The sequence below is a fragment of the Flavobacterium sp. P3_A6 genome, assembly GCF_056403035.1.
Map to the genome: position 1 here is coordinate 132207 of NZ_JBFUGG010000003.1, position 25738 is coordinate 157944.

Annotated in this window: 26 protein-coding genes and 1 riboswitch; of the genes, 7 read left to right on the forward strand and 19 right to left on the reverse strand. The window is 34.9% G+C overall.

The genetic code is table 11. The features are described 5' to 3' along the window. Positions 1-43: 43 nt before the first annotated feature. Complete coding sequence (locus AC1DVP_RS04080) at positions 44-1198, reverse strand: sensor histidine kinase (RefSeq protein ID WP_477182273.1); 1155 nt, start codon at positions 1196-1198, stop codon at positions 44-46. 251 nt (positions 1199-1449) lie between these two features. On the opposite strand from AC1DVP_RS04080, the gene AC1DVP_RS04085 reads away from it, so the two are divergent. The 3 genes from AC1DVP_RS04085 (at position 1450) to aat (ending at position 3495) form a co-directional block, all read left to right on the forward strand. Continuing rightward, positions 1450-2325 (forward strand): flavin reductase family protein, encoded by an 876-nt coding sequence (locus AC1DVP_RS04085; protein WP_477182274.1) that lies wholly within the window; start codon positions 1450-1452, stop codon positions 2323-2325. 32 nt (positions 2326-2357) lie between these two features. Continuing rightward, entirely contained in the window at positions 2358-2732 is a 375-nt protein-coding gene (locus AC1DVP_RS04090) for a DUF3127 domain-containing protein (RefSeq protein ID WP_077371427.1), read from the forward strand. A gap of 112 nt (positions 2733-2844) precedes the next feature. Beyond that, positions 2845-3495, forward strand: a complete 651-nt coding sequence (gene aat, locus AC1DVP_RS04095) for a leucyl/phenylalanyl-tRNA--protein transferase (RefSeq protein ID WP_477182275.1) — start codon at positions 2845-2847, stop codon at positions 3493-3495. On the opposite strand, the gene AC1DVP_RS04100 is transcribed toward aat, so the two are convergent. The 12 genes from AC1DVP_RS04100 to AC1DVP_RS04155 all read right to left on the reverse strand — a co-directional run bounded on the left by AC1DVP_RS04100 (position 3476) and on the right by AC1DVP_RS04155 (position 13085). Then, positions 3476-4186, reverse strand: coding sequence for a HesA/MoeB/ThiF family protein (locus AC1DVP_RS04100; protein ID WP_477182276.1), 711 nt, complete (start codon positions 4184-4186; stop codon positions 3476-3478). The two genes, aat and AC1DVP_RS04100, sit on opposite strands and share 20 nt — an antisense overlap. A gap of 55 nt (positions 4187-4241) precedes the next feature. Continuing rightward, positions 4242-5363 carry a 2-iminoacetate synthase ThiH gene (gene thiH, locus AC1DVP_RS04105; RefSeq protein ID WP_477182277.1) on the reverse strand — a complete coding sequence of 374 codons (1122 nt, stop codon included), beginning with the start codon at positions 5361-5363 and terminating at the stop codon, positions 4242-4244. 120 nt (positions 5364-5483) lie between these two features. Next, the gene (locus AC1DVP_RS04110; RefSeq protein WP_477182278.1) at positions 5484-6260 is read right to left on the reverse strand and encodes a HisA/HisF-related TIM barrel protein; all 777 of its coding nucleotides are present in this window, start codon (positions 6258-6260) and stop codon (positions 5484-5486) included. After that, positions 6241-6879: a thiamine phosphate synthase gene (locus tag AC1DVP_RS04115; RefSeq protein WP_477182279.1), complete on the reverse strand. Its 639-nt coding sequence runs from the start codon at positions 6877-6879 to the stop codon at positions 6241-6243. Before AC1DVP_RS04115 ends, AC1DVP_RS04110 begins: the two co-directional genes overlap by 20 nt. Further along, positions 6872-7627: a hydroxymethylpyrimidine/phosphomethylpyrimidine kinase gene (locus AC1DVP_RS04120; RefSeq protein ID WP_477182280.1), complete on the reverse strand. Its 756-nt coding sequence runs from the start codon at positions 7625-7627 to the stop codon at positions 6872-6874. The genes AC1DVP_RS04115 and AC1DVP_RS04120 overlap by 8 nt, the downstream gene beginning before the upstream one ends. Further along, entirely contained in the window at positions 7600-8199 is a 600-nt protein-coding gene (locus AC1DVP_RS04125) for a thiamine phosphate synthase (protein ID WP_477182281.1), read from the reverse strand. The genes AC1DVP_RS04120 and AC1DVP_RS04125 overlap by 28 nt, the downstream gene beginning before the upstream one ends. Positions 8200-8296: 97 nt before the next feature. Next, entirely contained in the window at positions 8297-10120 is a 1824-nt protein-coding gene (gene thiC / locus AC1DVP_RS04130; protein ID WP_477182282.1) for a phosphomethylpyrimidine synthase ThiC, read from the reverse strand. 104 nt (positions 10121-10224) lie between these two features. Beyond that, positions 10225-10431: a sulfur carrier protein ThiS gene (gene thiS / locus AC1DVP_RS04135; RefSeq protein WP_477182283.1), complete on the reverse strand. Its 207-nt coding sequence runs from the start codon at positions 10429-10431 to the stop codon at positions 10225-10227. A gap of 65 nt (positions 10432-10496) precedes the next feature. Continuing rightward, positions 10497-10593: riboswitch (TPP riboswitch) on the reverse strand. 100 nt (positions 10594-10693) lie between these two features. Then, entirely contained in the window at positions 10694-11257 is a 564-nt protein-coding gene (locus tag AC1DVP_RS04140) for a DNA-3-methyladenine glycosylase I (RefSeq protein ID WP_477182284.1), read from the reverse strand. Then, positions 11257-11520, reverse strand: a complete 264-nt coding sequence (locus tag AC1DVP_RS04145) for a hypothetical protein (RefSeq protein ID WP_477182285.1) — start codon at positions 11518-11520, stop codon at positions 11257-11259. Before AC1DVP_RS04145 ends, AC1DVP_RS04140 begins: the two co-directional genes overlap by 1 nt. 116 nt (positions 11521-11636) lie before the next feature. After that, a complete protein-coding gene (locus tag AC1DVP_RS04150) occupies positions 11637-11846 on the reverse strand; it encodes a hypothetical protein (RefSeq protein WP_477182286.1) in 210 nt (69 codons plus the stop codon). 180 nt (positions 11847-12026) lie between these two features. Beyond that, on the reverse strand, positions 12027-13085 hold the full coding sequence (locus AC1DVP_RS04155; protein WP_477182287.1) for a Ppx/GppA phosphatase family protein: 1059 nt from the start codon (positions 13083-13085) through the stop codon (positions 12027-12029). Positions 13086-13324: 239 nt separating this feature from the next. On the opposite strand from AC1DVP_RS04155, the gene AC1DVP_RS04160 reads away from it, so the two are divergent. Next, positions 13325-14581 carry an MFS transporter gene (locus tag AC1DVP_RS04160; RefSeq protein WP_477182288.1) on the forward strand — a complete coding sequence of 419 codons (1257 nt, stop codon included), beginning with the start codon at positions 13325-13327 and terminating at the stop codon, positions 14579-14581. 235 nt (positions 14582-14816) lie between these two features. Here the strand turns inward: AC1DVP_RS04160 and tsf are convergent, their stop codons facing one another. The 4 genes from tsf to rplM form a co-directional block, all read right to left on the reverse strand. Next, entirely contained in the window at positions 14817-15779 is a 963-nt protein-coding gene (tsf, locus tag AC1DVP_RS04165; protein ID WP_477182289.1) for a translation elongation factor Ts, read from the reverse strand. Between the two features lie 127 nt (positions 15780-15906). Continuing rightward, positions 15907-16686 carry a 30S ribosomal protein S2 gene (gene rpsB / locus AC1DVP_RS04170; protein WP_477182290.1) on the reverse strand — a complete coding sequence of 260 codons (780 nt, stop codon included), beginning with the start codon at positions 16684-16686 and terminating at the stop codon, positions 15907-15909. Positions 16687-16859: 173 nt separating this feature from the next. Further along, positions 16860-17246 (reverse strand): 30S ribosomal protein S9, encoded by a 387-nt coding sequence (gene rpsI, locus AC1DVP_RS04175; RefSeq protein ID WP_477182291.1) that lies wholly within the window; start codon positions 17244-17246, stop codon positions 16860-16862. Beyond that, positions 17246-17701: a 50S ribosomal protein L13 gene (gene rplM, locus AC1DVP_RS04180; RefSeq protein ID WP_077371476.1), complete on the reverse strand. Its 456-nt coding sequence runs from the start codon at positions 17699-17701 to the stop codon at positions 17246-17248. The genes rpsI and rplM overlap by 1 nt, the downstream gene beginning before the upstream one ends. Positions 17702-18050: 349 nt before the next feature. Here rplM and AC1DVP_RS04185 point away from each other — a divergent pair, with 349 nt between their 5' ends. Beyond that, positions 18051-19076 carry a LacI family DNA-binding transcriptional regulator gene (locus AC1DVP_RS04185; protein WP_100432186.1) on the forward strand — a complete coding sequence of 342 codons (1026 nt, stop codon included), beginning with the start codon at positions 18051-18053 and terminating at the stop codon, positions 19074-19076. A 73-nt stretch (positions 19077-19149) separates the two neighbouring features. Here AC1DVP_RS04185 and AC1DVP_RS04190 read toward each other — a convergent pair whose 3' ends face one another. Both AC1DVP_RS04190 and AC1DVP_RS04195 read right to left on the reverse strand, forming a co-directional pair. Beyond that, positions 19150-19878, reverse strand: a complete 729-nt coding sequence (locus AC1DVP_RS04190; protein ID WP_477182292.1) for a LytR/AlgR family response regulator transcription factor — start codon at positions 19876-19878, stop codon at positions 19150-19152. Next, a complete protein-coding gene (locus AC1DVP_RS04195; RefSeq protein WP_477182293.1) occupies positions 19865-20935 on the reverse strand; it encodes a sensor histidine kinase in 1071 nt (356 codons plus the stop codon). Before AC1DVP_RS04195 ends, AC1DVP_RS04190 begins: the two co-directional genes overlap by 14 nt. 210 nt (positions 20936-21145) lie before the next feature. Between AC1DVP_RS04195 and AC1DVP_RS04200 the strand changes: the two genes are divergently transcribed. Together AC1DVP_RS04200 and AC1DVP_RS04205 are read left to right on the forward strand one after the other, a co-directional pair. Next, complete coding sequence (locus tag AC1DVP_RS04200) at positions 21146-22999, forward strand: alpha-amylase family glycosyl hydrolase (protein ID WP_477182294.1); 1854 nt, start codon at positions 21146-21148, stop codon at positions 22997-22999. Between the two features lie 46 nt (positions 23000-23045). Beyond that, a complete protein-coding gene (locus AC1DVP_RS04205) occupies positions 23046-25676 on the forward strand; it encodes a DUF5916 domain-containing protein (protein ID WP_477182295.1) in 2631 nt (876 codons plus the stop codon). The last annotated feature ends 62 nt before the right edge of the window (positions 25677-25738 follow it).

Sequence of the window (25738 nt, forward strand, 5' to 3'; positions counted from 1 at the left end):
ACTAAAAAAAGGATTTCAAACAGCTTGAAATCCTTTTTTTATTTCAGGAGTGATTATTTTTTAAGAATGAAATCTGCATAGTAGTGCCTTTCCCTATTTCAGAATGAAGTACTTTAATGGAGCCTTTGTGGTATTCCTCTACAATTCTGCGGGTTAAAGAAAGCCCAAGTCCCCATCCTCTTTTTTTGGTGGTAAAACCGGTTTCAAAAATACGGTGGAATTCTTTTTTTGGAATACCACTGCCTGTATCTGTTACATTTATTTTTATATGATGCTGGTCTTCTTCAATTTCCAAAGATAATTTTCCTCGGCCTTTCATTGCATCTATGGCATTTTTAACCAGATTTTCTATTGTCCAGCTATGTAGCGTTGGATTCAGAAGAATTTCTATTGGTTTTGACGGACCTTTAAAAGAAAATTCAATTTGGTTAGAAAAACGTGAAATAAGATAATTATATGATTGTTTGGTTTCTTCGACTATATCTTTTAGTTCTAATTTTGGTTCAGAACCAATTTTCGAAAACCGGTCAGTTATAGTCTGCAGACGCTCGATGTCTTTTTCGATCTCCATAGTAATGGACTCATCTACATTATCCAGTTTTAAAATTTCCAGCCAGCCTATTAATGAAGAAAGGGGCGTGCCTATTTGGTGAGCCGTTTCTTTAGCCATTCCTGCCCATAATTTGTTTTGGCTTGCTATTTTATGGTTGAGGTAAAAATTGTAGATCAGGATACCGCAGAGGACAATAATTAGCGATAATGCTATTGGATAATATTTGAGTTTATCAATTAAGGAAGAATCTCCATAATATAATTGCTGTGATTTTCCAGGCGCATAAATAATGGTAATGGGCTCGTTTTCATTTTTTAATTCATCCAGATATTCTTCAGCTTTTGCTTTGTTCTTTATGATTTCCTCATCAATATTTACAGAATTTATTATGCTGTCGTTTTCAGTTAAAATCAGCGGAATAGTGGTGTTGTTATTGAAAATTTGAAGCGGTAAATCAACTTCGGTATTTGGTTTTGCGTTAATTAATGTTTTTTCGGCAATAGCCCAAAGATTCATTTTTACGCGCTCTTCATTTTTAAAAATTTGAAAAAAAGTATATGTATTCCAAAGGATAATAGCGATTATCAGAAAAGAAATAAAAATTATTATCCAGCGTATGGGATTTCTATTTTCAGAAAAGTTCATAAAAGTAAATTTGTGGTATAAATATAACGAAATAATGCATTTTGGATTGTGTTGGGCTAGATGATTTTTTTGGAGCTGTATTCTGCTGCCCGTTGTATTCCAGATTAACAAAAACTATAGGCAAAAACTTTGTTTTTCTAAATCGGGAGATGCTGTTTTCATCGGGGTCAGGGCTTCAGTTTTCATAATATATTTTTCAATTAATTTATAATGATACGCTATTTTGTTACTTTTGTCCAAAGAAAAATTTTATGATTAGCATTGATCCAAAAAGTATTGACACTGTAAAACTGCAGGGATATTTGCAAAGCTCGGTCGGGCCAAGGCCCATTGCTTTTGCGAGTACTGTTGGTAAAACTGGAATTCCTAATTTGTCGCCTTTCAGTTTTTTTAATGTGTTTAGTGCTAATCCGCCCATCCTTATTTTTTCGCCCGCAAGACGCGTAAGAGACAATACGGTTAAGCATACTTTAATCAATGCCGAAGCCACAGGCGAAGTCGTTATCAATGTGGTGAATTATGATATGGTACAGCAAACTTCGCTGGCCAGCACTGAATATGCCGAAGACGTTGACGAGTTTTTAAAAGCTGGATTTACGCCAGTTCCATCCGAGGTTGTAAAACCTTATAGGGTAAAAGAATCGCCCGTTCAGTTTGAGTGCAAAGTGACTCAGATAATTCCGTTAGGGACAGAAGGAGGCGCAGGAAATTTAATCCTTTGTGAAGTAGTTCGCATCCATATAAGCGAAGCGGTTCTCAATGAAAAAGGAGCCATCGACCAGCATAAAATAGATTTAGTATCCAGGCTTGGAGCTAATTGGTATTCTAGGTCCAATCAAGGATTGTTTGAAGTGTCAAAACCACTTACAACTCTTGGTGTTGGAGTAGATGCCATTCCTGATTTTATTAAAAACAGTCCTGTTTTCAATGGAAACGATTTAGGGATGCTCGGGAATATTGAAGCCTTGCCTACAACTAAAGAAGTTAGTATATTTGTAAAGCAAAATTTTGCCATAAAGGCTGTTTTGAGCTCTGATGACCTTGAAAAACAGCACTTGAAAGCCAAAAAATATCTTTTAGAAAATGATGTTCTTTCAGCTTGGAAAGTGCTTTTAGCCAAAAAATAAATTCAAAGTAACAATAATAAAACAAAAAGAAGATGGAAGTATTAGGAAAAATTAAAGTTGTTAATCCAGAGCAACAAGTGAGTGCAGCATTCAAAAAAAGAGAATTGGTTGTTACTACAGATGAGCAATATCCACAGCACATTCTGATTGAATTTACTCAAGATAAATGTGATTTGCTAAGTAGTTATAATATTGGTGAAGCTGTAAAAGTTTCTATCAACCTGAGAGGAAGAGAATGGGTTAATCCGCAAGGAGAAACAAGATATTTTAACAGTATTCAAGGTTGGAGAATTGAAAGATTGGCTGCCGATGCACCAGCCCAGCAAGCGCCTCCAATGCCAGCTGCAGCAACTTTTGCGCCAGCAACTAATTTAAACGAAGAAGAAGCAGACGATTTGCCATTCTAAGAAAAATAGAAGTTAGAAATTAGAGATAATAAGAGGTCAGAAGTTTGAGTTTACTTGAATTTCTGATTTTTTTTTGAAATTGACTTTGCCATTGATTTTTTACTATTGAAAAATGTATTATTTATCCAAAGATTTATTTTTTCCACCAGTTTCTTACGCAGATAGTGATGGAATTCTTGCCTTTGGAGGCGACTTGTCTCCAGAGCGTTTGCAGTTAGCCTACAACAGCGGAATTTTTCCTTGGTTTAATGAAGGAGAGCCCATTATTTGGTGGGCGCCCAATCCCAGAATGGTATTATTCTTGGACGAATTAGTTGTTTCCAAAAGTATGAGAAACATTCTTAACCGAAATCTTTTTACGGTTACTTTCAATCAAAATTTTAGGGATGTTATTTCCAATTGCCAGCAGATAAAACGTGATGGACAAGTCGGAACTTGGATTACCAATGATATGATTGATGCCTACTGCAGACTCAATGAATTAGGAATGGCAAAATCTGTTGAAGTTTGGCAAAATAATGAACTCGTTGGCGGATTGTACGGCATTGATTTGGGACATGTTTTCTGTGGGGAAAGTATGTTTTCGTTGGTTTCCAATGCTTCGAAAGTTGCTTTTATAGCTTTGGCAAACCAACTCAAAAACTGTAATTATCACCTGTTGGATTGCCAAGTATATAATGAACATCTCGAAAGTTTGGGATGCAGAGAGATTGAAAGAGATGCTTTTATGACAATTTTGAATACTAAAACTTCAGCTTTGTAAACCTCCAATTTAAAGTGCTGAACAATATCAATTCATTTTCTAAAGTTGGTAAATCCATTATCAGTTTTAAGGTTTCGTGAGCCATCATAGTTCCAATCATTCCTGGTAAGGTGCCTAGAACGCCATTTAGACTGCAATTAGGAACATCTTTTGGGTTAGGCGGTTCTGGAAATAAATCCCGAAGATTTTTTGTTCCGTTATGATTGAAAACGGCCAATTGTCCTTCAAAACCTAAGATGCTTCCGTAAACCAATGTCTTTCCCAATGCCACACAAGTGTCATTCACTAAATAACGAGTGGTAAAATTATCAGAACCGTCCACTATAAAATCAAAATTCTGCAGAATTGTTGAGGCATTTTCAGAAGTTAATTTTTCTTCGAAAGCAACGACAGTAATTAAAGGATTTAATGTTTTCAAAGTTTCTTTGGCAGTAGTTGCTTTGCTTTGTCCAATTTGATTTTCGTTATATAGAATTTGGCGATGTAAATTATGAATCTCTATTTTATCAAAATCAATTATGCCAATGCTTCCTACGCCAGCGGTAGCAATGTACTGCAATATTGGACAGCCTAATCCGCCTGCACCAATGACAAGTACTTTGGCTTTTTTTAGTTTTTCTTGTCCTTCGTCGCCTATTTCAGGCAGCATTGTTTGTCGGTTGTATCTTAAATAATCTTGAATTACACTCATTTTGATTTTAGATTGCAGAATTTAGATTTTTAAATTAAGGTTAAAAAGTAGTTTTTCAATCCATTGAGGTTATTAGATAAGGATTGTCTTTCCACACCGGTTCGTATCCTTTATCACTAATTATTTTTGCAATTTCTTGAGCAGAGCGTTCATCGCTAATTTCGAATTGTTCCAAGGATTGCGGATCGACCACATAACCACCAGGATTGGTTTTAGAACCAGCACTCATACTGGTAACCCCAATCGGGATGATATTGTTTCTGAACTTTTCGTTTTCCCGGGTTGATATTGAAATTTCCAAATCTTCATTCCATAAGCGATATGCACAAATCAATTGGGTTAAATCTTTATCGTCCATAATAAAGTTGGGTTCAATAATTCCTTCGGCGGGACGCAATCGTGGAAAGGAAACCGAATATTTCGTCTGCCAGTAGTTTTTTTGCAAGTAGTCTAAATGCAGTGCATTAAAAAAACTGTCTGCTCGCCAATCTTCAAGTCCTAATAAAACGCCTAATCCAATCTTGTGAATTCCTGCTTTACCAATTCTGTCAGGAGTTTCCAGCCGAAAATCAAAATTTGACTTTTTACCTTTGGTATGATACTTTTTGTAGACTTCCTGATGATAGGTTTCCTGATACACCAAAACCGAATAAACTCCAGCTTTATGCAATTCTTGATATTCTTCGGTCGAAAGTGGCTGCACTTCGACTGATATGGTTGAGAATTGTTCTTTTATTTGCTCAATTGCATTTAGAAAATAATTGATGTTTACGGTATAATTGGCTTCGCCGGTAACCAATAATACATGATCAAAACCCGCTGTTTTTAAGGCCTCTGCTTCCAGTTTTATTTCGGAATCCGATAATGTTTTGCGTTTTATTTTGTTGTCCAGACTGAATCCGCAATAGGTACAGATATTTTGACATTCATTGCTCAAATATAGCGGAGCATACATTTGGATGGTTTTCCCAAAACGTTTTTTGGTCAACTCATGGCATTCCTGTGCCATTTGCTCCAGATAGGTTGCTGCAATTGGTGAAATCAAAGCTATAAAATCATCCAGATTTCTTTTGTTTTTGGCTAATGCCTGCTCAACCTGCTTAGTGGTTGTTTGGTATATCTTGGATTGAATGGTTACCCAGTCATAATTTTCAAAAACTGATTTGAATGTTTTCATAATGTTTGTTTTTTACCGCAAGGCACGCAAAGTTTTATGTTTTATTTATAAAGTTAAGTCCGCAAAGCTTTGAGTTCTTTGCGTAAATCGTTGCGTTCTTTGCGGTTAATTTTACGATACTTAATCATTTAAAAAAGCCGTCAATGGACTAGAAGCAACCGCATGTTTATATTGCTGTCCTAGTTTTGCCTCAAAAGCTTTACGGCCAGCGATTACTGCTTCTTTAAACGCTTCGGCCATTAATTTTGGATTACCCGCTACGGCAATGGCGGTGTTAACCAAGACTGCGTCGGCACCCATTTCCATTGCTTTGGCTGCATCAGATGGTGCGCCAATGCCTGCGTCAATAATCACAGGTACGTTACTTTGCTCGATGATTATTTCCAGAAAATCAATAGTTTTGAGCCCTTTGTTACTACCTATGGGAGAACCTAATGGCATTACGGCAGCTGTTCCTGCATTTTCCAAATGCTTGCACAAAACTGGATCGGCGTGAATATATGGCAGAACAATAAATCCTAGTTTTGCCAATTCCTCTGTTGCTTTCAGAGTTTCAATTGGATCCGGCATTAAGTATTTTGGGTCAGGATGAATCTCTAGTTTTAGCCAATTGGTTTCTAAAGCTTCTCTAGCCAATTGTGCCGCAAAAATGGCTTCTTTAGCGTTTCGTGCGCCAGAAGTGTTGGGTAATAAATTGATTTTAGGATGCTTCAAGTGATTTAAAATCGCATCAGTATCGGTTTCGAGATCGATTCTTTTTAGTGCTACAGTTACCAATTCACTTTCGGAAGCCAAAATAGCTTTCTCCATTTCTATATTGGAGCCAAATTTTCCAGTTCCTAAAAATAGTCTTGATTCTAGTGTTTTGTCTCCTATCTTAAACAATGACGTTGCCATATAATTTTTCGTTAAGTTGTGTGATCAGTATGTTTTTTCTTTCGCTTTTGGTGATAATTCCAGAAACGGCAATACCATGAATACCAGTTTGTATGAGATCATCAACATTTTCTAATGTAATTCCTCCGATGGCATAAACGGGTATTTCAATTTTGGATTGCTCCATTTTGTTTATAATAGATTGATATCCTTTAATTCCCAGTATTGGACTCAGATTTTTTTTGGTCTTTGTGAATTGAAAGGGACCTAGTCCAATATAATCACAGCCATTATTCACTTGTAGAATAATATCTTCAAATGTGTTTGCTGTGGCTCCAATGATTTTGGTTTTGCCCAAAATGGCTCGTGCTTCTGCAACTCCCATATCTGTGAGTCCCAGATGAACACCATCGGCATTAAATTGTTTGGCTAAATGAACGTCGTCGTTGATGATGAAATTAGCTAAGTATTCTTCGCATAAAAATTTCACTGCTTCTGCCAAAGCGAATATCTTTTTTTGTTTATGATGCTTAAATCTCATTTGTATCCAGTCGCAGCCGTTGTCTAAGGACTGATGAATATTGAATAGCTGTTCTTCGACGCTTTCTCCCTGTGAGATGTACTGTAGTTTGTTATACATGATGGAATCCTAGTTTAGTTGGGTTGGACAGTAAATAGTTTTCGGTATATATTTTTGCATTTTCACAAGCCATTTTCAAGTTTTGTTCCAATGCAAGATTCGCCGTAACTGCAGCGGATAATACACAGCCGGAACCATGCTTTTCATAGCATTTATTAGTTTTTGGCAAAAGTTTATAAGTTTCATTCTGAGCATATAGATTATCAATGCCAATTTCGTCTGGATTATGACCGCCTTTCAGTAAAACAGGGCAATATTTTGAAAGTTGGATTGCTGTTCTTTTCGCATTAACTCCTTTTGAAGACAGTTGTAAAATCTCGTTATAATTGGGTGTAATCAAATCAATTTTTTTTAGTATTTCAATTAGAACAGTTTGGTCTTCAATACTTAAAAAATCAAATTCGGTTGTGGATTTCAGAACTGTATCCCAGACAATTTTTGTTTCTGGAGAAAGTTTTTTTATAGTAAAAACAATCTGTTCCAAATAATCTAATGTTGGAACAATCCCTATTTTTGCGGCTTTGATAGAGTAATTTCCAAATAATTTTTCCAATGATTTTAAAATAAAAGCTAAGTCAGTCCATTGCATTTCAAAAAATTCGTTTTCGGTTTGAATGGTATCGCCGGTATTAATGGCAAAACCATACACACGATGCTGTTCGAATGTTTTTGCATCTGCCAAAACTCCTGCACCCGCCGATGGGTCGAAGCCTGCAATTGTTAATACGAAAGGACGATTTGTTGACATAGTTTAAAATTCTCTATTGGGTTATTGCTGTTCCATATACTGCCTAAAAGCGCCACATCATCGAAACCATATTCTAATGCGGTTTTAATATTATCAGGAGTAATTCCTCCGAGTGCTACCAATGCAGTTTTGTTATTTTTTCTTTGTTCCAGTTCTTTCTTATAGTCTAGATTCGAAATGTAATTTTGTTTTGAAATGCTTTCGAAAACGGGTCCGAAAAAGGCGTAATCAAAAACATTTGGCAATTCTTCAAAATTCATCATTTGATGAATGGAGGCAGAGAGTGTAAATTCGTTATTTTTCCAGTATTTTAATTTTTTTTCAGATGTTTCTGCTCTTGTTTTTTCTGTAAAATGAATACGATTAATACCAATTACTGACGCTAATTGATGATGGCTGTGTAAAACCAATCGCTGTCTGAAATCCAATTTTATTTCTGATAGAAAAGATTTCATTTCATCTTCCGAAAAATCAGGCTTCCGAATATGAAGCAACTCCAATCCATTCTCAAAAAGAGAATGAATGGTGTCGATTTCATTAACTGCGGGAATTGGATTTGTGATTACAATCATTTTTTTTAGATTAAAAAAATTAAGAATTGAAAGATTTAAAAATTACCTAAGCACAAAAGTTTTTTCAATCTTTAAGTCTTTTAATTTTTCAATCATTTTAGATATAAATTTCTTTTCCTTGCTCGATAAACTCTTCTGATTTTTCTTTCATTCCTTTTTCTGCTTCGGCAACATCTCGAATCTCCTGCGAAATTTTCATAGAACAGAATTTTGGTCCGCACATAGAGCAGAAATGAGCCACTTTTGCACCATCGGCTGGTAAGGTTTCATCGTGAAATTCACGGGCTGTATCTGGATCCAATGATAAATTGAACTGATCTTCCCAACGGAATTCGAAACGGGCTTTACTCAAGGCATTGTCGCGGTATTGCGAACCTGGATGGCCTTTGGCTAAATCTGCTGCGTGTGCGGCAATTTTATAAGTGATAACACCGTCTTTTACGTCTTTTTTGTTAGGTAGCCCAAGGTGTTCTTTTGGAGTAACATAACACAGCATCGCACATCCATACCAACCAATCATAGCGGCTCCAATGGCAGAAGTGATGTGGTCGTAACCTGGTGCAATATCAGTAGTTAATGGTCCTAAAGTATAAAAAGGAGCTTCATCACAATGTTCTAATTGTTTGTCCATATTTTCTTTAATCATATGCATTGGCACGTGGCCTGGACCTTCAATGAATACTTGAACGTCGTGTTTCCAAGCGATTTTCGTTAGTTCGCCCAGAGTTTCCAATTCGGCAAATTGTGCAGCATCATTGGCATCGGCAATAGAGCCTGGACGTAATCCATCGCCTAATGAAAAGGCAACGTCATATTGTTTCATAATTTCGCAAATCTCTTCGAAATGGGTGTAAAGAAAATTTTCTTTGTGGTGAAACAAACACCATTTTGCCATAATCGAACCACCACGGGAAACTATTCCGGTAACGCGGTTGGCTGTTAAATGAATGTAACGCAATAAAACTCCAGCGTGAATAGTGAAATAGGAAACACCTTGTTCCGCCTGTTCGATTAAAGTGTCTCGAAATACTTCCCAAGTTAGGTCTTCGGCGATTCCGTTTACTTTTTCCAAAGCCTGGTAAATTGGCACAGTTCCGATTGGTACTGGAGAATTTCGGATAATCCATTCTCTGGTTTCGTGAATGTTTTTACCAGTTGATAAATCCATAATGGTGTCAGCTCCCCAACGGCAGGCCCAGACTGCTTTTTCTACTTCTTCTTCGATACTTGAAGTTACAGCGCTGTTTCCAATATTAGCATTGATTTTTACCAAAAAGTTACGCCCCACAATCATCGGTTCGCTTTCAGGATGGTTGATGTTATTTGGAATAATAGCGCGTCCTCTGGCTACTTCGCTGCGTACAAATTCTGCTGTGATTTTAGATTTTGGAGTATTGGCTCCAAAACTGTGTCCAGTGTGCTGGCATTGCATTGCTGCCGGTTGCTCATTTTGTTGTTCGATGCGTTGGTTTTCACGAATGGCAATGTATTCCATTTCGGGAGTGATGATGCCTTGTTTTGCGTAATACAATTGAGAAACATTGGCTCCTTTTTTAGCACGCATTGGTTTGTGCAGATATTCAAAACGCAAGTCGTTTAGTTTTGCGTCATTCAAACGCGATTTTCCGTATTCCGATGTTATTTCGGTTAATTCTTCTACATCATTGCGGTCCAGAATCCATTGTTCGCGAATGCGGGGTAATCCTTTGCGGATATCAATTTCGATATTTGGATCCGTGAAAGGGCCAGAAGTGTCGTAAACAGTTACAGATGGATTTTTTTCAATTCTGCCATTTGACATTTTGGTGTCTGCGAGTGAAATTTCACGCATGGCTACTTTTATCGGGTGAATTTCTCCTTCGATATAGACTTTTTTGGAATTTGGAAACGGTGTTCTTGAGATTTTTTCTTCGTTGTTCATATTTTTTTATTGAAAGATTAAGAATTAAAAAATTGAAAGATTGAAGAGATGGCATCTGATAAATATTTTAATCATTAAATCTTTCAATCTTTTAATTAAAAATTTTACCCGCCTTGAGTTGCTGATATGATTAAAATATCGTCGGTTTCTTTAATGAGATGGGAATTCCAATCGGATTTTGGAATAATGGTATTGTTGATGGCTAGGGCGATTCCGTTTTGTTTTAAGGGAATTTCTAAGTCAAGAAGTGCCTGAACAGTTAAACTGTCGGTGGCAAATTGTTTGGTCTGATTGTTAATTTTTAGCTCCATTCCTTTTGAGTTTAGTATGTAATTATACTTTAGGAATGGCTGCAATTGCACACAAATGTGCGATAAGAAGTCATCTTACTTTTTCCTACGCTAGTATGAACTAGATCAGGTTCGAGGGTAAAGTCTCAGCCTGCAATTTTGCAGACACCCCTAAAGTGTGGAGCAAATGTAATTAAAAAAGTTTAGAAGTTTAAACCTTTAAAAGTTTAAAGTTGTTACAAATGTAACTTGTTTTTTGGTGAATTAAAACCTTGATTGTGTGTTAATTTCTTTTCCAGCAATCGGCTACGTGGTCATCGACCATTCCAGTGGCCTGCATGTGTGCATAGACTACCGTTGAGCCTACAAATTTGAAGCCTCGTTTTTTTAAATCTTTGCTGATAGCATCGGAAAGAGGAGTGGTGGCTTGAACTTCGCTTAGGTTTTTTCGGTTGTTTATAATTGGTTTCCCATCTACAAAGCCCCAGATATAGTTGGAAAAACTGCCAAATTCTTCTTGGATTTTCATAAAAGCTACAGCATTGGAAACTGCCGAGCGAACTTTTAACTGGTTGCGGATGATGCCGGGATTCTGTAATAATTCCTGGATTTTTTCTTCAGAATAAGCGGCTATTTTTTTATAGTCAAATGCATCAAAAGCTACTTTGAAATTTTCTCTTTTATTGAGTATGGTTATCCAGCTTAATCCTGCTTGAAAAGTTTCCAGTAACAAGAATTCAAATAGTTTGGTGTCCTCATACACAGGCACGCCCCATTCTTCGTCATGGTATTTTTTGTATAAATCACTGGATAAACACCAGCTGCATCTTTGAATTTCCTTATCCATTATTTTCCAATTTGCCAATAGAAACCTTTTACAGTTGGGATGTAAGCCGCTCTTCCTGTTAATACTAAATTAGTGTACATTTTCTTTTCGTATTTAATGCCTATTGCACCGCCTGATGCGTACATTTTGTTTTTATCAAACCGTACTTTTAGTTTGCCGTCTTTGAATTTAGCATCGGATATTTTTTCTACGAGCCAGGTTGATTTCCATTTAATATCCAGTTCGTCAGGAGCAGTTTTTGTAACGCTCTTTACTAATTTCATTGCTTCTTCTGGAATGTTAAAGCTGTTTTTTTGGGGAGTGTTTTTGCAGGGGCTGTATTTGTTTTGGCTCTATTGTTAACAACTGCAGGGTCCTCTCTTTTTGTAATTTTGATTTCTTAAAACAGATTTTTTACTGCCTCTATGCTGTGGGAAGAAGTTTGAAATGTAATATCTTTCGATTGGGTGCTGCTTTTAGCAACAGATTGCTGTTCTTTTTTTTGTTCCTTATTTTTTAGAATTGGAGTTTCTTCATTTTTTCCATTTTTGCCAGAGCCAAAAAGTGTTACAAGTAATAGAAAAGTAAATGCTGTTTTGAAATTCTTCATGATTTAATTTTTGAATACAGGAACAATTATCCAAAAATAATCTATTTTTTGAATCTAATAGAGTGCTTTGCTAAAAAATGTGTTTTAGCCTTAGTTTAAATAACATGAGGCTGTCTTTTTAGGACAGCCTCATGTTTGTTTTCTAAAATTTTATAAAAAGAATGCTTGAATATGACAATGTTAATAGATTTGTTTAACTCCTTTAGCACTATCGAAAACGTAGCTTACTAGCCAAGCAATCTGACCTTGTTTAGCAAAGAAAATCTTTTTGTTTTGAATGTTTGGAATAACCTCTAATGAAGTTTCCAAAAGATTAAATGCTGCAATCAAATATTTTTGCTGATATGTTTTTAATACTTTTTGCATTTCTACATTGCTTTCAGAATTAGTTACAAATCTTTGATAGTTGTTTTCTGCAATAGTTCTAATTGATAAAATGTCATCATATTGTACCTGAGTAAAATTTTCTTCAGCTTTTATTCCAGTCAATAGAGTGTAAAATGCCCAAGCTGCTCCACCAGATATGTAAACATTATTCTTGTCTTGAGATTCAGCACGGCTTGTGTACATTTTTTTGAAACTTTCTCTCATTGTAGGTAAGTAGTCAAAAAGATTTTCATTGAATTCGAAAACTGTTTTTTGTTTACATTTTTTATTAATGATTTCTGTCAAAGTAACAGTTCCTAAATCACATGATATTGGAAAAAATACAGAAGCGCCGTTGATGTCTTTTGCATAACCGCCTTTAGTGTTTCCTCCTCCAATATCGATAATTACTGAACTTAAATAGTTTTTAGGAGGAATACATCCTCTTAAAAGTAATTTCGCTTCAAGAGAAGATGAGATAATCTCGATTTTTTTATTGGTAAGAGTTTTGATTTTTACGACTAAATCATTTGTGTTGTTTGCTAAACCAACTCCAGAAGATGCTACAACAAAGATGTTTTTATCTTCGATTTTGTATTCGTTAAGCATTTTTTTGTAGTTGTTGTAAACTACATTTCCTGCTTTTTCAATGTCTTCTTGCAATAAGGTGCCGTCTATTCCTATACCAGTTGCAATACCAACGTTTTCAGTCCAAAACTCTTTTACATCATAAGTGTTCCTTTTGATGCTTTCGACATCAAGAACGGTCATTTTTATACCTTTACTTCCTATTTCTATACCGCCGTAGAGTTGCGCTTGTGTTGAATAGGAAAGCACAAGGCAAACTATTAAATAGTAGATTTTTTCTTTCATATTATAATTATTTTGGGGTTTCTTAGAAATGCAAATCTATATTAAAAATTGAATAATCCGCCTGTTTTGTGTTTTTTTTTAAAAAAAAAGTTTTTGTAAAATTTTTCTAATCGTTTTTAAATTGTTTTGGGAATGTTTAGAAAATGTTTTGTTTTTTAACTGTTTACTTGTTGGTTGATTCAAAAAAAAATCTATTTTTGCCTTGATGAACAAATTTTTTGCCCCAAAAAAAATTAATTATGATAAAAAAATACTTCGACAATTTTAAAGGTTTTCCGAAAGAGATTTGGATTTTAACTTTAATTACATTCATTAACAGAGCAGGGACTATGGTTATTCCCTTTCTGTCAAAATACATGAAAGAAAATTTGCAATTCACTTACAGCCAAATTGGTTGGGTAATGGTTTTCTTTGGAATAGGTTCTATAATTGGAACTTGGTTAAGCGGTAAGCTGTCTGATAAAATTGGCTTTTACAAGGTCATGGTATTTAGTTTATTTGCCAGTGGTATAGTATTTATTTTACTGCAATATGCTGCTACTTTTGAAGAGCTTTGTGTTGGCATTTTGGTATTGACGAGTATAGCGGATATGTTTAGGCCAGCGATGTTAGTTTGCCTTAAAACATTTACAGCTAAAGAAGACAGAGCCCGTGCTTATTCATTGACCCGTGCAGCGATCAATTTAGGATTTCTTTTTGGTCCTGTATTAGGAGGGTTGATTATCATGCAGTTAGGGTATGAATACATTTTTTATGTTGATGGTGTGACTTGCATATTGGCAATAATTGTTTTTATGATTTTTGTCCAAGAGAAAAAAATACCTGTTAAACTGCATAAACATGATAAACCGAAAGTTAAGGTTTCGGTAATGAAAGACAGGCCATTTATGCTGCATTTGATTATTTGCTTGATTACAGGGATTCTTTTCTTTCAAATTTTTACTACCCTGCCTTTGTATCACAAAGAGCGTTTTAATATGACCGAATTTGACAGCGGATTGCTTTTAAGCTTGAATGGATTGCTTATTTTGCTTTTTGAGCTTCCTATTGTGAATTACGTTAGTCGTAATAAGATTAATAATCATAAAGTCATTTCTTTAGGTCTGTTGCTTATGGCGACTAGTTTCTTGTTGCTGCTGTTGCCTTTTGAAGCGATTTTGATTCCTATGATGTTTTTTATGACTTGTGGTGTGATGCTGACGTTTCCGTTTGCTAATTCATTCGCAATGGACAGATCACACAGGCAAGAAGGGAAATATATGGCTGCTTTTACAATGAGTTATAGTTTTGCTCATATCTTGAGTGCTAAAACAGGAATGGAAATCATTCAGAATTTTGATTATGAGTCCAATTGGCTGTTTATGACAGGGCTTGGCGTTGCAGGAACTATATTGGTCTTTTTGTTGTCTAAAATGGTAGAAAAAGAAGAATTGAATAACGATCCAGCAATGGTAACTGTAGAAGTTAATGACGGGACGGAAAATAAATTTCTTTAAAATAGTTAAATTTAAAGAACAATAGAAAATAGATGTTAAAACAGCAGTAAGCGAAAGTTTACTGCTGTTTTTTTATGTGTCTTGCTAATTTGTTTTTGAAAAGCTTAATTGTGAATGCTTTTTGATTTCTTGTTTGTGTAAAGAATTTGGGTATAAAAAATCCCATTTCATTTAAGAAATGGGATTTTATGATTTAAATTGAAGATGTTCTAAAAATGAAAACCCTTAACTATTCTTAACTTAAAGTAACTCTTTTGAAACCTGTAATTTCAACGTTATATCCTTTAACATGATCGCTAACTTTTTTACTGTCATCTTTGATGAAGTTTTGATCTAATAAGGCTTTCTCTTGATCTAAAGTAGTATTGTCAGAGATGAAACGCTGCACTTTTCCTGGAATAATTTTATCCCAAATTTGCTCTGGTTTTCCTTCAGCCTTTAATTCAGCTTTAGCGTCTTCTTCAGCTTGTTTTAAAACTTCTTCAGTTAATTGAGCGAAAGAAATATATTTAGGAACATTTTTTAAAGTTTTTCCTAAACGTTTTGCTTCTTCATTTTCTTTTTCGATTATAGCAATACGAGCATCAAGTTCAGAAGCAATGAAAGCAGGATCAAAATCTTTGTAAGATAATGTGTCAGCTCCCATAGAAGCAACTTGCATAGAAATGTCTTTAGTTAAAACTTCAGCGTTGTCAATTGATGCTGAAATAGCTGTTAATGCAGCAATTTTGTTAACGTGAACATAAGATCCAATGAAAGCGCCTTCTAAGATTTCAAAACCGCCTATTTCGATTTTTTMACCAATAACACCTGTTTGCTCGATTAGTTTTTCAGCAACAGTAATTCCGTTGAAATCGGAAGCTAAAAATTCCTCTTTAGAAGAGAAGTTGATCGCTTTTTCAACTAATTCTTTAGCTAAAGTTACAAAGCTTTCGTTCTTACCTACGAAATCTGTTTCGCAGTTTAAAGTTATAATTGCTCCTTTAGTTTTGTCTGCATTAATAAAAGAAACAGCAGCTCCTTCAGAAGACTCACGATCAGAACGGTTAGCAGCAACTTTTTGCCCTTTTTTTCTAAGGTTTTCAATAGCTTTGTCGAAATCTCCTTCAGCTTCAACTAAAGCTTTTTTACAGTCCATCATTCCGGCACCTGTAATTTGTCTTAATTTATTTACGTCTGCAGCAGTAATTGTTGCCATAATATATTTTGTGTTTTAATGTTAAAAGTAAAAATTCCAATCTTCAAATCCCAAATTCCAACGTTATCAGATGGTTAAAATCTGATTTTGGAATTTGGAATTTAAAATTTGGAATTTAAAATTTGATTTATTCTTCAGTTGCTGGAGCTTCTTGAGCTTCAACTGCTGGAGCTTCAGCTTCAGCAACAACTTCAGTAGCRTCAGTTTCTTTATCGGAAGTTCTGTTTGCAAGACCATCGATAATTGAAGTAGTTACTAAAGATAAAATTTTATCAATTGATTTAGAAGCATCATCATTTGCAGGGATAACATAATCTACTTCACGTGGATCAGAATTAGTATCAACCATTGCGAAAACTGGAATGTTTAATTTTTGAGCTTCTTTTATTGCGATGTGTTCAGCTTTGATATCTACTACGAACAATGCTGCAGGAAGTCTAGACATATCTGCGATTGAACCTAAGTTTTTCTCTAGTTTAGCACGAAGACGATCAACTTGCAAACGCTCTTTTTTAGAAAGAGTCATGAAAGTACCGTCTTTCTTCATTTTATCGATAGTAGCCATTTTTTTAACAGCTTTACGGATAGTTACGAAGTTAGTCAGCATTCCACCAGGCCATCTTTCAGTGATGTAAGGCATGTTTGCAGCTTTTGCTTTATCAGCAACGATGTCTTTTGCTTGTTTTTTGGTAGCAACAAATAATATTTTTCTACCTGATGCAGCGATTTTTTTCAAAGCTTCGTTAGCTTCTTCGATTTTTGCTGCAGTTTTATATAGATTGATAATGTGAATACCATTACGTTCCATATAAATGTAAGGAGCCATGTTTGGATCCCATTTTCTAGTCATGTGTCCAAAATGAACACCTGCTTCTAGTAATTCTTTTACTTCTACTTTGTTTGACATTTTTTGTACTAGTTTACGTTCTGTTGATTAGCAATGTATGAATGGCGATAAATCGGCTAAATACATTTAGATGCTAAACTAATTTCCCACCTCGATGGGACAACAACAACATTGTTTTAAATTTTTTAATACATTCTAGAGCGTCTTGTACGAATAATACAAGACAGGCAATATTAACGTTTAGAGAATTGGAATCTCTTACGAGCTTTCTTCTGACCGAATTTCTTACGTTCAACCATTCTTGGGTCTCTTGTTAATAAACCTTCTGGTTTCAAGATTGATCTGTTTTCAGCATTTACTTCACACATAACGCGTGCCAATGCCATTCTTACAGCTTCTGCTTGTCCAGTTGAACCACCTCCGTAAACGTTTACTTTTACGTCAAAGTTTGATGCATTTTCTGTCATAGACAATGGTTGCAAAACTTTGTACTGTAAAGTAGCAGTTGGGAAATAAGTTGCGAATGCTTTTTTGTTAACAGTGATTACTCCTGTTCCTTCTGAAACATAAACACGTGCAACAGCGGTTTTTCTTCTACCGATTTTGTGAATAACTCCCATTACTTAAGATCGTTTAGGTTAACAGTTCTAGGTTTTTGAGCTCCTTGTTTGTGCTCAGACCCTACAACAACATTTAAATTTCTAAAAAGTTCAGCTCCTAATTTGTTTTTAGGCAACATTCCTTTTACAGCTTTCTCTACTAATAATGCAGGGTTTTTTGCTTGCAGTACTTTAGCAGTCAAAGTTCTTTGTCCTCCTGGGTAACCAGTGTGGCGGATGTATGTTTTTTCATCCAACTTGTTACCTGTAAGGTTGATTTTTTCTGAGTTGATAACAATTACGTTATCTCCACAGTCCACGTGCGGCGTATAACTTGGCTTGTACTTACCTCTTAAAATCATAGCGACTTTTGAAGCAAGACGACCTAAGTTATGACCGTCAGCATCTACAACAATCCATTCTTTTGTAGAATTGGCTTTTGTTGTCGAAATTGTCTTGTAGCTTAATGCGTTCACAATAATATATTTTAATTAAACATTCCATCCCCAATAAAGGGGTTGCAAAAGTACAATTAATTATTTTAAATACAAATAGCTTATTTGATTATTTTTTTAGGGAGTTTATGCTGATAATCAAATATATATTTATAGAATTGAAAATTTGAGTGAGTTTGTGTTTTATTCTTTTGCAATAATTTTGATTAATTTTTTTTTTGATATTGCATTTTTTTTGTACTTTTCCGTTTTATTGAATAAATACCTCTTTTTTTTTATGTTTTTTAGTAAAAAAATAGGTATGTATTGTTAAATACGAATAATTTTCATTTTAAGACTATTAATTTAGTTTAAATACCACTCTTTTCCAATGAAAGCAAAAGCAACATTAAAACAAATTGCGAAAGAACTTAATGTTTCGGTTTCTACTGTTTCTAAGGCATTAAATGACAGTCCCGAGATAAGCGAACAAACGAAAGTCAGAATTAAAGAATATGCCAAATTAAAAAACTATAAGCCTAACGTTATTGGTCTGAATCTTAAAAATCGAAAAACCAAAACGATTGGAGTTATTATACCTAATATATTGAACTCATTTTTTGCTAAGGTCTTTAGCGGTATTGAGAAGGTAGCAGATGAGAGAGGTTATAATGTTATTATGTGCATCTCTAATGAATCGTTAGAAAAAGAGGCGCATACTATGGAGATGCTGAGCAATGGAACTATTGACGGTTTTGTATTGTCTATTTCAGAAGAAGCACAAAAACTGCATGATTACAGCCATTTTAATTCTATAATAAATGATGGTACGCCGATTGTTATGTTTGACAGAACAACAGACGAGGTAGAGTGTGATAAAGTGATTGTTGATGATTTTGATTCGGGTCAAAATGCGACACAGCACTTGATTGATTTAGGCTGTAAAAATATTGCGTTAATTTCTTCTTCAAATAATTTAAGTGTTGGTAAATTAAGAGCTGAGGGATATTTAAAAGCCTTGAAAATAAATAATATAGAAATCAATGAAAAGATTATTATTCGAACAGAATCAGAATCAGATCATGATTTAGCGGAGAAGATTGATGAATTGTATTCTAATAATCTGGTTGACGGTGTTTTTGCATTGGAAGAAAACGATTCGGTTGCGGCTTTAAAAGTTGGAGTAAAAAAAGGGTATAAAATTCCTAAGGATTTAAAAATTATTGGTTTTGCCGATGGAATTCTTGCTTCTAGAAGATTATCACCTAGTTTAACAACAGTTAGTCAGCATGGAATTGAGATTGGAGAAGAAGCTGTAAGATTATTAATTGATAGATTAGAGTCTAAAGAAGAACACAAACCTTTTGAAACTGTTGTTATCAAAACAAAATTGAAGGAAAGAGAATCTACCAAATAAGACTAAAAAACCATTCAAATTACCTGAATGGTTTTTTTATGTCTCACGAATAAAGAAAGATAATGAGGATCCTTTATTTTTTTATAAACGATTGTAATGAATTAATTGTGGATGTACTGTAAAGCCGTCCGATAGGTAAAATTTTATTTTTGATAGTCACCGAACGGCTATTGAATTGAGTGACTTTTTTCAGGGGAATCAAAAAGGAGCGGTGAATTCTGTAAAATAATCCTTCGGGTAATTTTTCGATCATCTCTGTAATGGATTGATGGGTTTTGAAACAATCGCTTTCGGTATGGATGAGCAGGTAATTGCCTTGGGATTCAAAATAGTCAATTTCATCAAGATACAATTTAAGTGTTTTTCGTTCGCATTTGACAAAAATAAAAGAGCGCTCAGTTTCTGCTTGCGTCAGTTGTTCAAATCCTTGATTGGTTTTCTGAATTTTACAGTATTTATGTATTGCTTTCGAAAAGCGTTCCAATGAAATAGGTTTCAATAAATAATCAATTGCTTCCAGCTCGAATCCTTCTACTGCATGCTGCGGATTGGCAGTTGTAAAAATAATTCCGAGATCTTTAGGTAACGATTTTGCAAATTCTATTCCTGATTTTCCGGGTAAATTAATATCCAAAAACACCAAATCAATTTTTTGGGTCTTCAAAACATTCAATGCATTGTTTGTACTCATAAATTTTCCTGTCAAATCCAAAAAATCAAATTTAGCAATATGCATTTCAAGCAATATTGATGCAGGAAGCTCGTCTTCTATAATGATGCAATTGATTCTAGAGGGTGTCATTTATTTTTATTTTTAAAGAAACAAAAAAGGAATCAACTTCATTTTTGATGGTTAAAATATGCCGATTTGGATAGAGCAATTCCAATCGCCTTTTCACATTATTGATACCGACTCCGCTGTATGGGTTTTCTGTGTTTTTATTTTTCAAAAAGTCAGGAGGTAAACTATTCTCAATTTTTATCACCAGCCATTCTTCAGAGACGGTAATAGAGATGGTAATCCATGCTTGGGAATTGGCGTTATCTAAACAATATTTAAAACTGTTTTCAATAAATGGAAGGATTAAGAAAGGCTCGATAACCTGATTTTCCATAGTTCCATTGGTGCTGAAACTAAGTTCAAGTCGGTTGTCAAATCTCAATTGCTGTAACGAAATGTAGTTTTTCAAATATTCAATTTCTTTTTCCAAGGGAATGTATTTGGTATTTACCTCATAAACAGAATAGCGGAGAAAATCTGAAATCTTAAGCACGATGCCGGCAGAATCATTTGATTTACTCAAGATTTTGGAGTACAAACTATTGAGTACATTAAATAAAAAATGAGGGTGGAACTGATTTCGCAATGAAAATAATTCGGCTTGTAATTTCTCTGAAAGAATAGACTGAACCCTGTTTTTCTCTTCAGCAAGGTAATAGACGAGCTTTACTGCCAGTGGGATAGTGACAACAAACTGTAATTTAATCACATTGTACAAATACACTGGTGCCGATAACAAGGGTTCACTTTTCCATTCGGTTAAATAGTATGCAATAATAATGTAGTTGTCAATTAACCGCTGAATGAAAGCAAAGAAAAGGATTGAAAAAAGGTATGTAAAAATGAAGAGTGCTCTTTTTTTCTTAAAGAATAGAAGTGGCATGGCTACTTCGACAATTAGTAAAACAAACAAGATTTTGGGAAGTACACTATAACATTCATTTGATAATGCTCTCCAAAAATCGGCTGTTGGCAAACCTTGAATTAAACTGAACAGGAAGATGTATCCCAACCAATATATCGTATATATTTTTATTTTTTGAGATGTGCTTCCTGAATATATAGTTAAATCATTCATTGCCGAATTTGTTTTCTGAAATGTAAAGCTAGTGGTTTTGTTTTACAATCAAAATTGATCTGGTTTAGAAAACACTTTTTCGTATTCAAATGACATAAGAGTTTTAAATGGTTGTTCACAATACAAATCATGCTGTTTAAATAAGTGACTTTTTGGTAACCGCAAAGTGAAATATCTTTCGCAGACTATTAAAACCCATAAATAACTATTATGAAGAAAACAGCTTTAATTTTAATGCTACTATTTGGTTTTTCTTTGGTAACAAATGCCAAAAATACTGAAGTTTATCCCACAAACTGGTGGACAGGAATGAAGACCAATTCAATCCAATTACTTATTCGAAGCACTGATGATACATTTTCATCTGATAAAGTGATTATCAATTATCCCGGAATAACTATTACAAAAACGTATTCTTTTCCCAACCAAAAATATATTGCTGTAGATATTGTAATTGCTCCAGATGCTGTTGCCGGAGATGTAATCATCGAATTGAATCAAAAAGGAGGGAAGCAAAAAATAAAATGGCCACTTTATAATCGAAGATCAGGCAACGGAATGAAATATGCGCAAGGAGTAACTTCCAGCGATTTTATTGATTTGATTATGGTGGATCGTTTCAGTAATGGTGATGTTACGAATGATCAGGTAAAAGGAATGAGAGATCAATCCCTTAATAGAAAAGAAATGTATGATCGTCATGGTGGTGATTTGCAAGGTGTGATTAATAATCTGGATTATATTCAAGGGCTTGGAGTTACTACTTTATGGTTTACTCCAATTATGGAAAATGATATGGAAAAAAGAACAGAACATGGATACGCCATTACCAATCATTATAAAATTGATAAACGATATGGCGACGATGCTTTGTACGAGAAGTTGAGTGATCAATTACATCAAAGAGGCATGAAGCTTATTTTTGATGCGGTTTATAATCATATTGGTTCTTTTCATTTTTTAGAACTGGATCCTCCTGCCAATGATTGGGTTCATCGCTGGCCAACATATACCAAAACCAATAACAGAGAGATTCCATTATTTGACCCGTATGGCACAAAATCGGATAAAAAAACAATGAGTGACGGCTGGTTTGATACCATAATGCCGGACATTAATCAAGGCAATCCCTTTATGGCCAATTTCATTATTCAAAACTGTATTTGGCATATCGAAAAATTTGGTATTGATGGAGTCCGTTTGGATACCTATACCTATAATGATTTGGATTTTGCGAATCGCTGCAATAAAGCCATAATGGATGAATTCCCAAAAATTACCATTTTCGGAGAAATCATGGTTCATGGCGTTACCAATCAGGCATATTTTGAACAAAATAATATGGATGTCAGTTTCAAAAGTAATTTGCCATCAGTTGTGGATTTTCAAAGTTTGTATTACGGAATCATTCCAGCTTTGACAGAGCCTTTTGGCTGGAAAGAAGGGGTGAACAGATTGTACTACACTTTGAGCAGTGATTATTTGAGTAAGAATCCAATGCAAAAAGTATTGTTATTAGACAATCATGATGAGCCTCGTTTTTTCTCGTTAGTAGGAGAGAATGCAGAAAAACAGAAAATGGGATATCAATGGTTATTGACCTGCAGAGGAATTCCGCAGTTGTATTATGGATCCGAAGTTTTGATGAAAGGGTTCAAAGCTCCTGACGGTTTGGTTCGTGCTGATTTTCCCGGCGGTTGGAAAGAAGATGCCAAAAACGCATTTACTGGAAAAGGAATGACAGCTGATGAAAAATCAACACAGGATCTGGTTCGGAAACTGGCTAATTTCAGAAAGAATGCATCGGCACTGAAAACAGGGAAAATGATGCATTATGTTCCTGTTGACGGACTGTATGTGTATTTTAGATATGATGAAAATCAAACCATCATGTGTGTTATGAATACCAGCACTTCTGAAAAACAAATTGACTTTCAAAAGTATGACGAAAGAGCTACTGGTTTCGCTTCCGCAAAAAATGTTCTGACAGATGAAATTTTGAAAACATCGGACAAAATAACTATTCCTGCGACAAAAATGTGGGTTTTAGAATTGAATAAATAGTTCAAGATTTCTTGTGGTACAATTTAATTTATTAGAAAATTGGAATATGATTCATTCTAAAAAGATCTTGTTTTTATTGTTGTTCTTTTTTCAAATGAGTTTTGGGCAACAAGCACCTAAAGTTGAAAGAAAAATTTACACCACAAAAGCATTAGGGACTCAGGCACCACCTGTTATAGACGGACTTTTAACAGATGCAGGCTGGGATATTGTAGATTGGACGGGAGATTTCATCGAAAATCTTCCCGACGAAAATACAGCACCTTTGGAACAGACTAAATTTAAAGTGGTGTATGATACCGAGTTTATTTATTTTGGTTTTCGGTGTTATGACAAAGATCCTAAAGGAATCGTAAAAAGATTATCCAGAAGGGATGGCTTTGAAGGAGATTGGATCGAAATAAATATTAGCAGTCATAATGATAAGCTTACCAGTTTTTCTTTTGCAGGATCTGTTGCTGGAGTAAAAAGTGATGGTTTTATTTCGGATAATGGGAAAACTTGGGAAGGAAATTGGAATCCTATTTGGTACCTAAAAACCAATGTTGATGAGGAAGGCTGGACGGCAGAAATAAAAATTCCGCTCAGCCAGCTAAAATTTAGTGATGCTCCGGAACAAGTTTGGGGACTGCAATCTACTAGGAGATATTTTAGGACGGAGGAACGCTCGGTTTGGCAGCGTATTCCTCTTGATGCTCCGGGATGGGTAAGTGAGTTTGGAGAATTACGCGGTCTGGTTGGGTTGTCTCCTAAACGGCAGATAGAAATACAGCCGTTTTTACTTTCCAAATTAGAAACGTATCCGTCCGTAGAGGGAAATCCGTATAAGGATGGGAATGATTTTAAGATAAACGGAGGGTTGGATGCAAAGATTGGCATAACTAATGATTTAACGCTAAACATGACTATTAATCCGGATTTTGGTCAGGTAGAAGCCGATCCAGCAGCAATTGCATTAGATGGTTTTCAGATTTTTTACGAGGAACGCCGTCCGTTTTTTGTTGAGAATAAAAATATCTTCGACTATATTTTTGCTGATAATCAGGATAATTTATTTTATTCCCGAAGGATTGGAGGCAATCCGCATGGTATTCCGAATGTTTCTGGGCAGGCTTTTGTTTCGGTTCCTGATAATTCAACGATTTTAGGAGCGGCTAAATTTAGCGGAAAAACAAAAAGTGGCTGGTCAATTGGTGCGCTCGAGAGCGTAACGAAAAATGAATTTGCAAGAATTCTTGAAAATCGGAACGAAAGGGAAGAATTAGTAGAGCCTTTTACTAATTATTTAGTTGGCAGAGTGCAAAAAGATTTTAATAACCGGAACAGTTATATAGGAGGCATTTTTACTGCAACAAATCGAAATGTAGATGAAAACAATCTCAATTTCCTTCATAAATCCGCCTATACATCAGGAATTGATTTTATACACAATTGGAAGAATAGGAAATATTATTTTAAAGGAAACGTTGTAATGAGCCAGATTAACGGGAGTGAGGAAGCCATGGTGATTACTCAAAGAAGCATGACGCATTTGTTTCAAAGAGTCGATGCAGAATATGTGTCTGTTGATTTAGAAAGAACATCATTGATGGGGACGGGCGGCAAATTTGAACTAGGAAAAGCTAGTGTGGGAAACTGGCGTTATAATGCCTCATTAATGTGGAGATCTCCAGAGTTAGAGCTAAACGACATTGGTTTTCTGCGTCAGGCTGATGAAATTAAGCAGTATGCATTTTTGTCCTATCAGACATTAAAGCCATTTGGGCAGTTCAGAAAAATAACGACACAATTGGAGCAGTTTACAAATTTTGATTTTGGAGGGAATTACAATAAAATGCAGTATACTTTAGGAGCAAGCTCCATTTTAAAAAATAATTGGGAAGCTGCCGTCTCACTAATTTATAAACCTGTAAATTATTCGAATTCTATTTTGCAGGGCGGTCCCAGATTTCGCTATTCCGAAGAGTTTTTTAAATCAATTAATATTGCATCCGACAGCAGAAAAAAACTCAAATTCAGCACAGCCGTTTATGATTCTCAAGGGAAAGACAATTCATTTTCTTATACAGAATTTGGTTTGGGGATTACTTATCAGCCGATTAATGCTTTTACACTTTCATTAAATCCCAGTTTTTCGGTCAATAAAAATAAACTGCAGTACATCACAGAATCTAGATTTAACGGTGAACCAAGATATATTACAGGAAATTTAGATCAAAATACATTGAGTGCTTCTATCCGATTGGATTATAATATCAATCCCAATTTGACAATTCAGTATTATGGACAGCCTTTTATTTCCAGAGGAAAATATAATCATTTTAATAAGGTAATTAATCCCTTGGCTGATTATTATGGAGATAGAATAAGTCTGTTTAATACAAATCAAATTAATTTTGACGAGGCTGATAATAGATATCAAATAGATGAAGATACCGATGGCACCACAGATTATACAATTCGCAATCCTGATTTTTCTGTTGCACAGTTTCAATCTAATTTAGTAATGCGTTGGGAATATATTCCGGGTTCGGAGCTGTTTTTGGTTTGGTCGCAAGCAATAAAATCTAATGGAGTTACTAACGAAAATTTATTTACCGAATTGAATTCGCAAATCCTTGGAAGCAAGCCTGCCAACATATTTTTGATAAAAATGACGTATCACTTTATGTTGTAAATAAATTCTTTGTTTTAGTGAATTAAATATTACTTTTAGCGCTTTAGCTGTTAATATTTTGA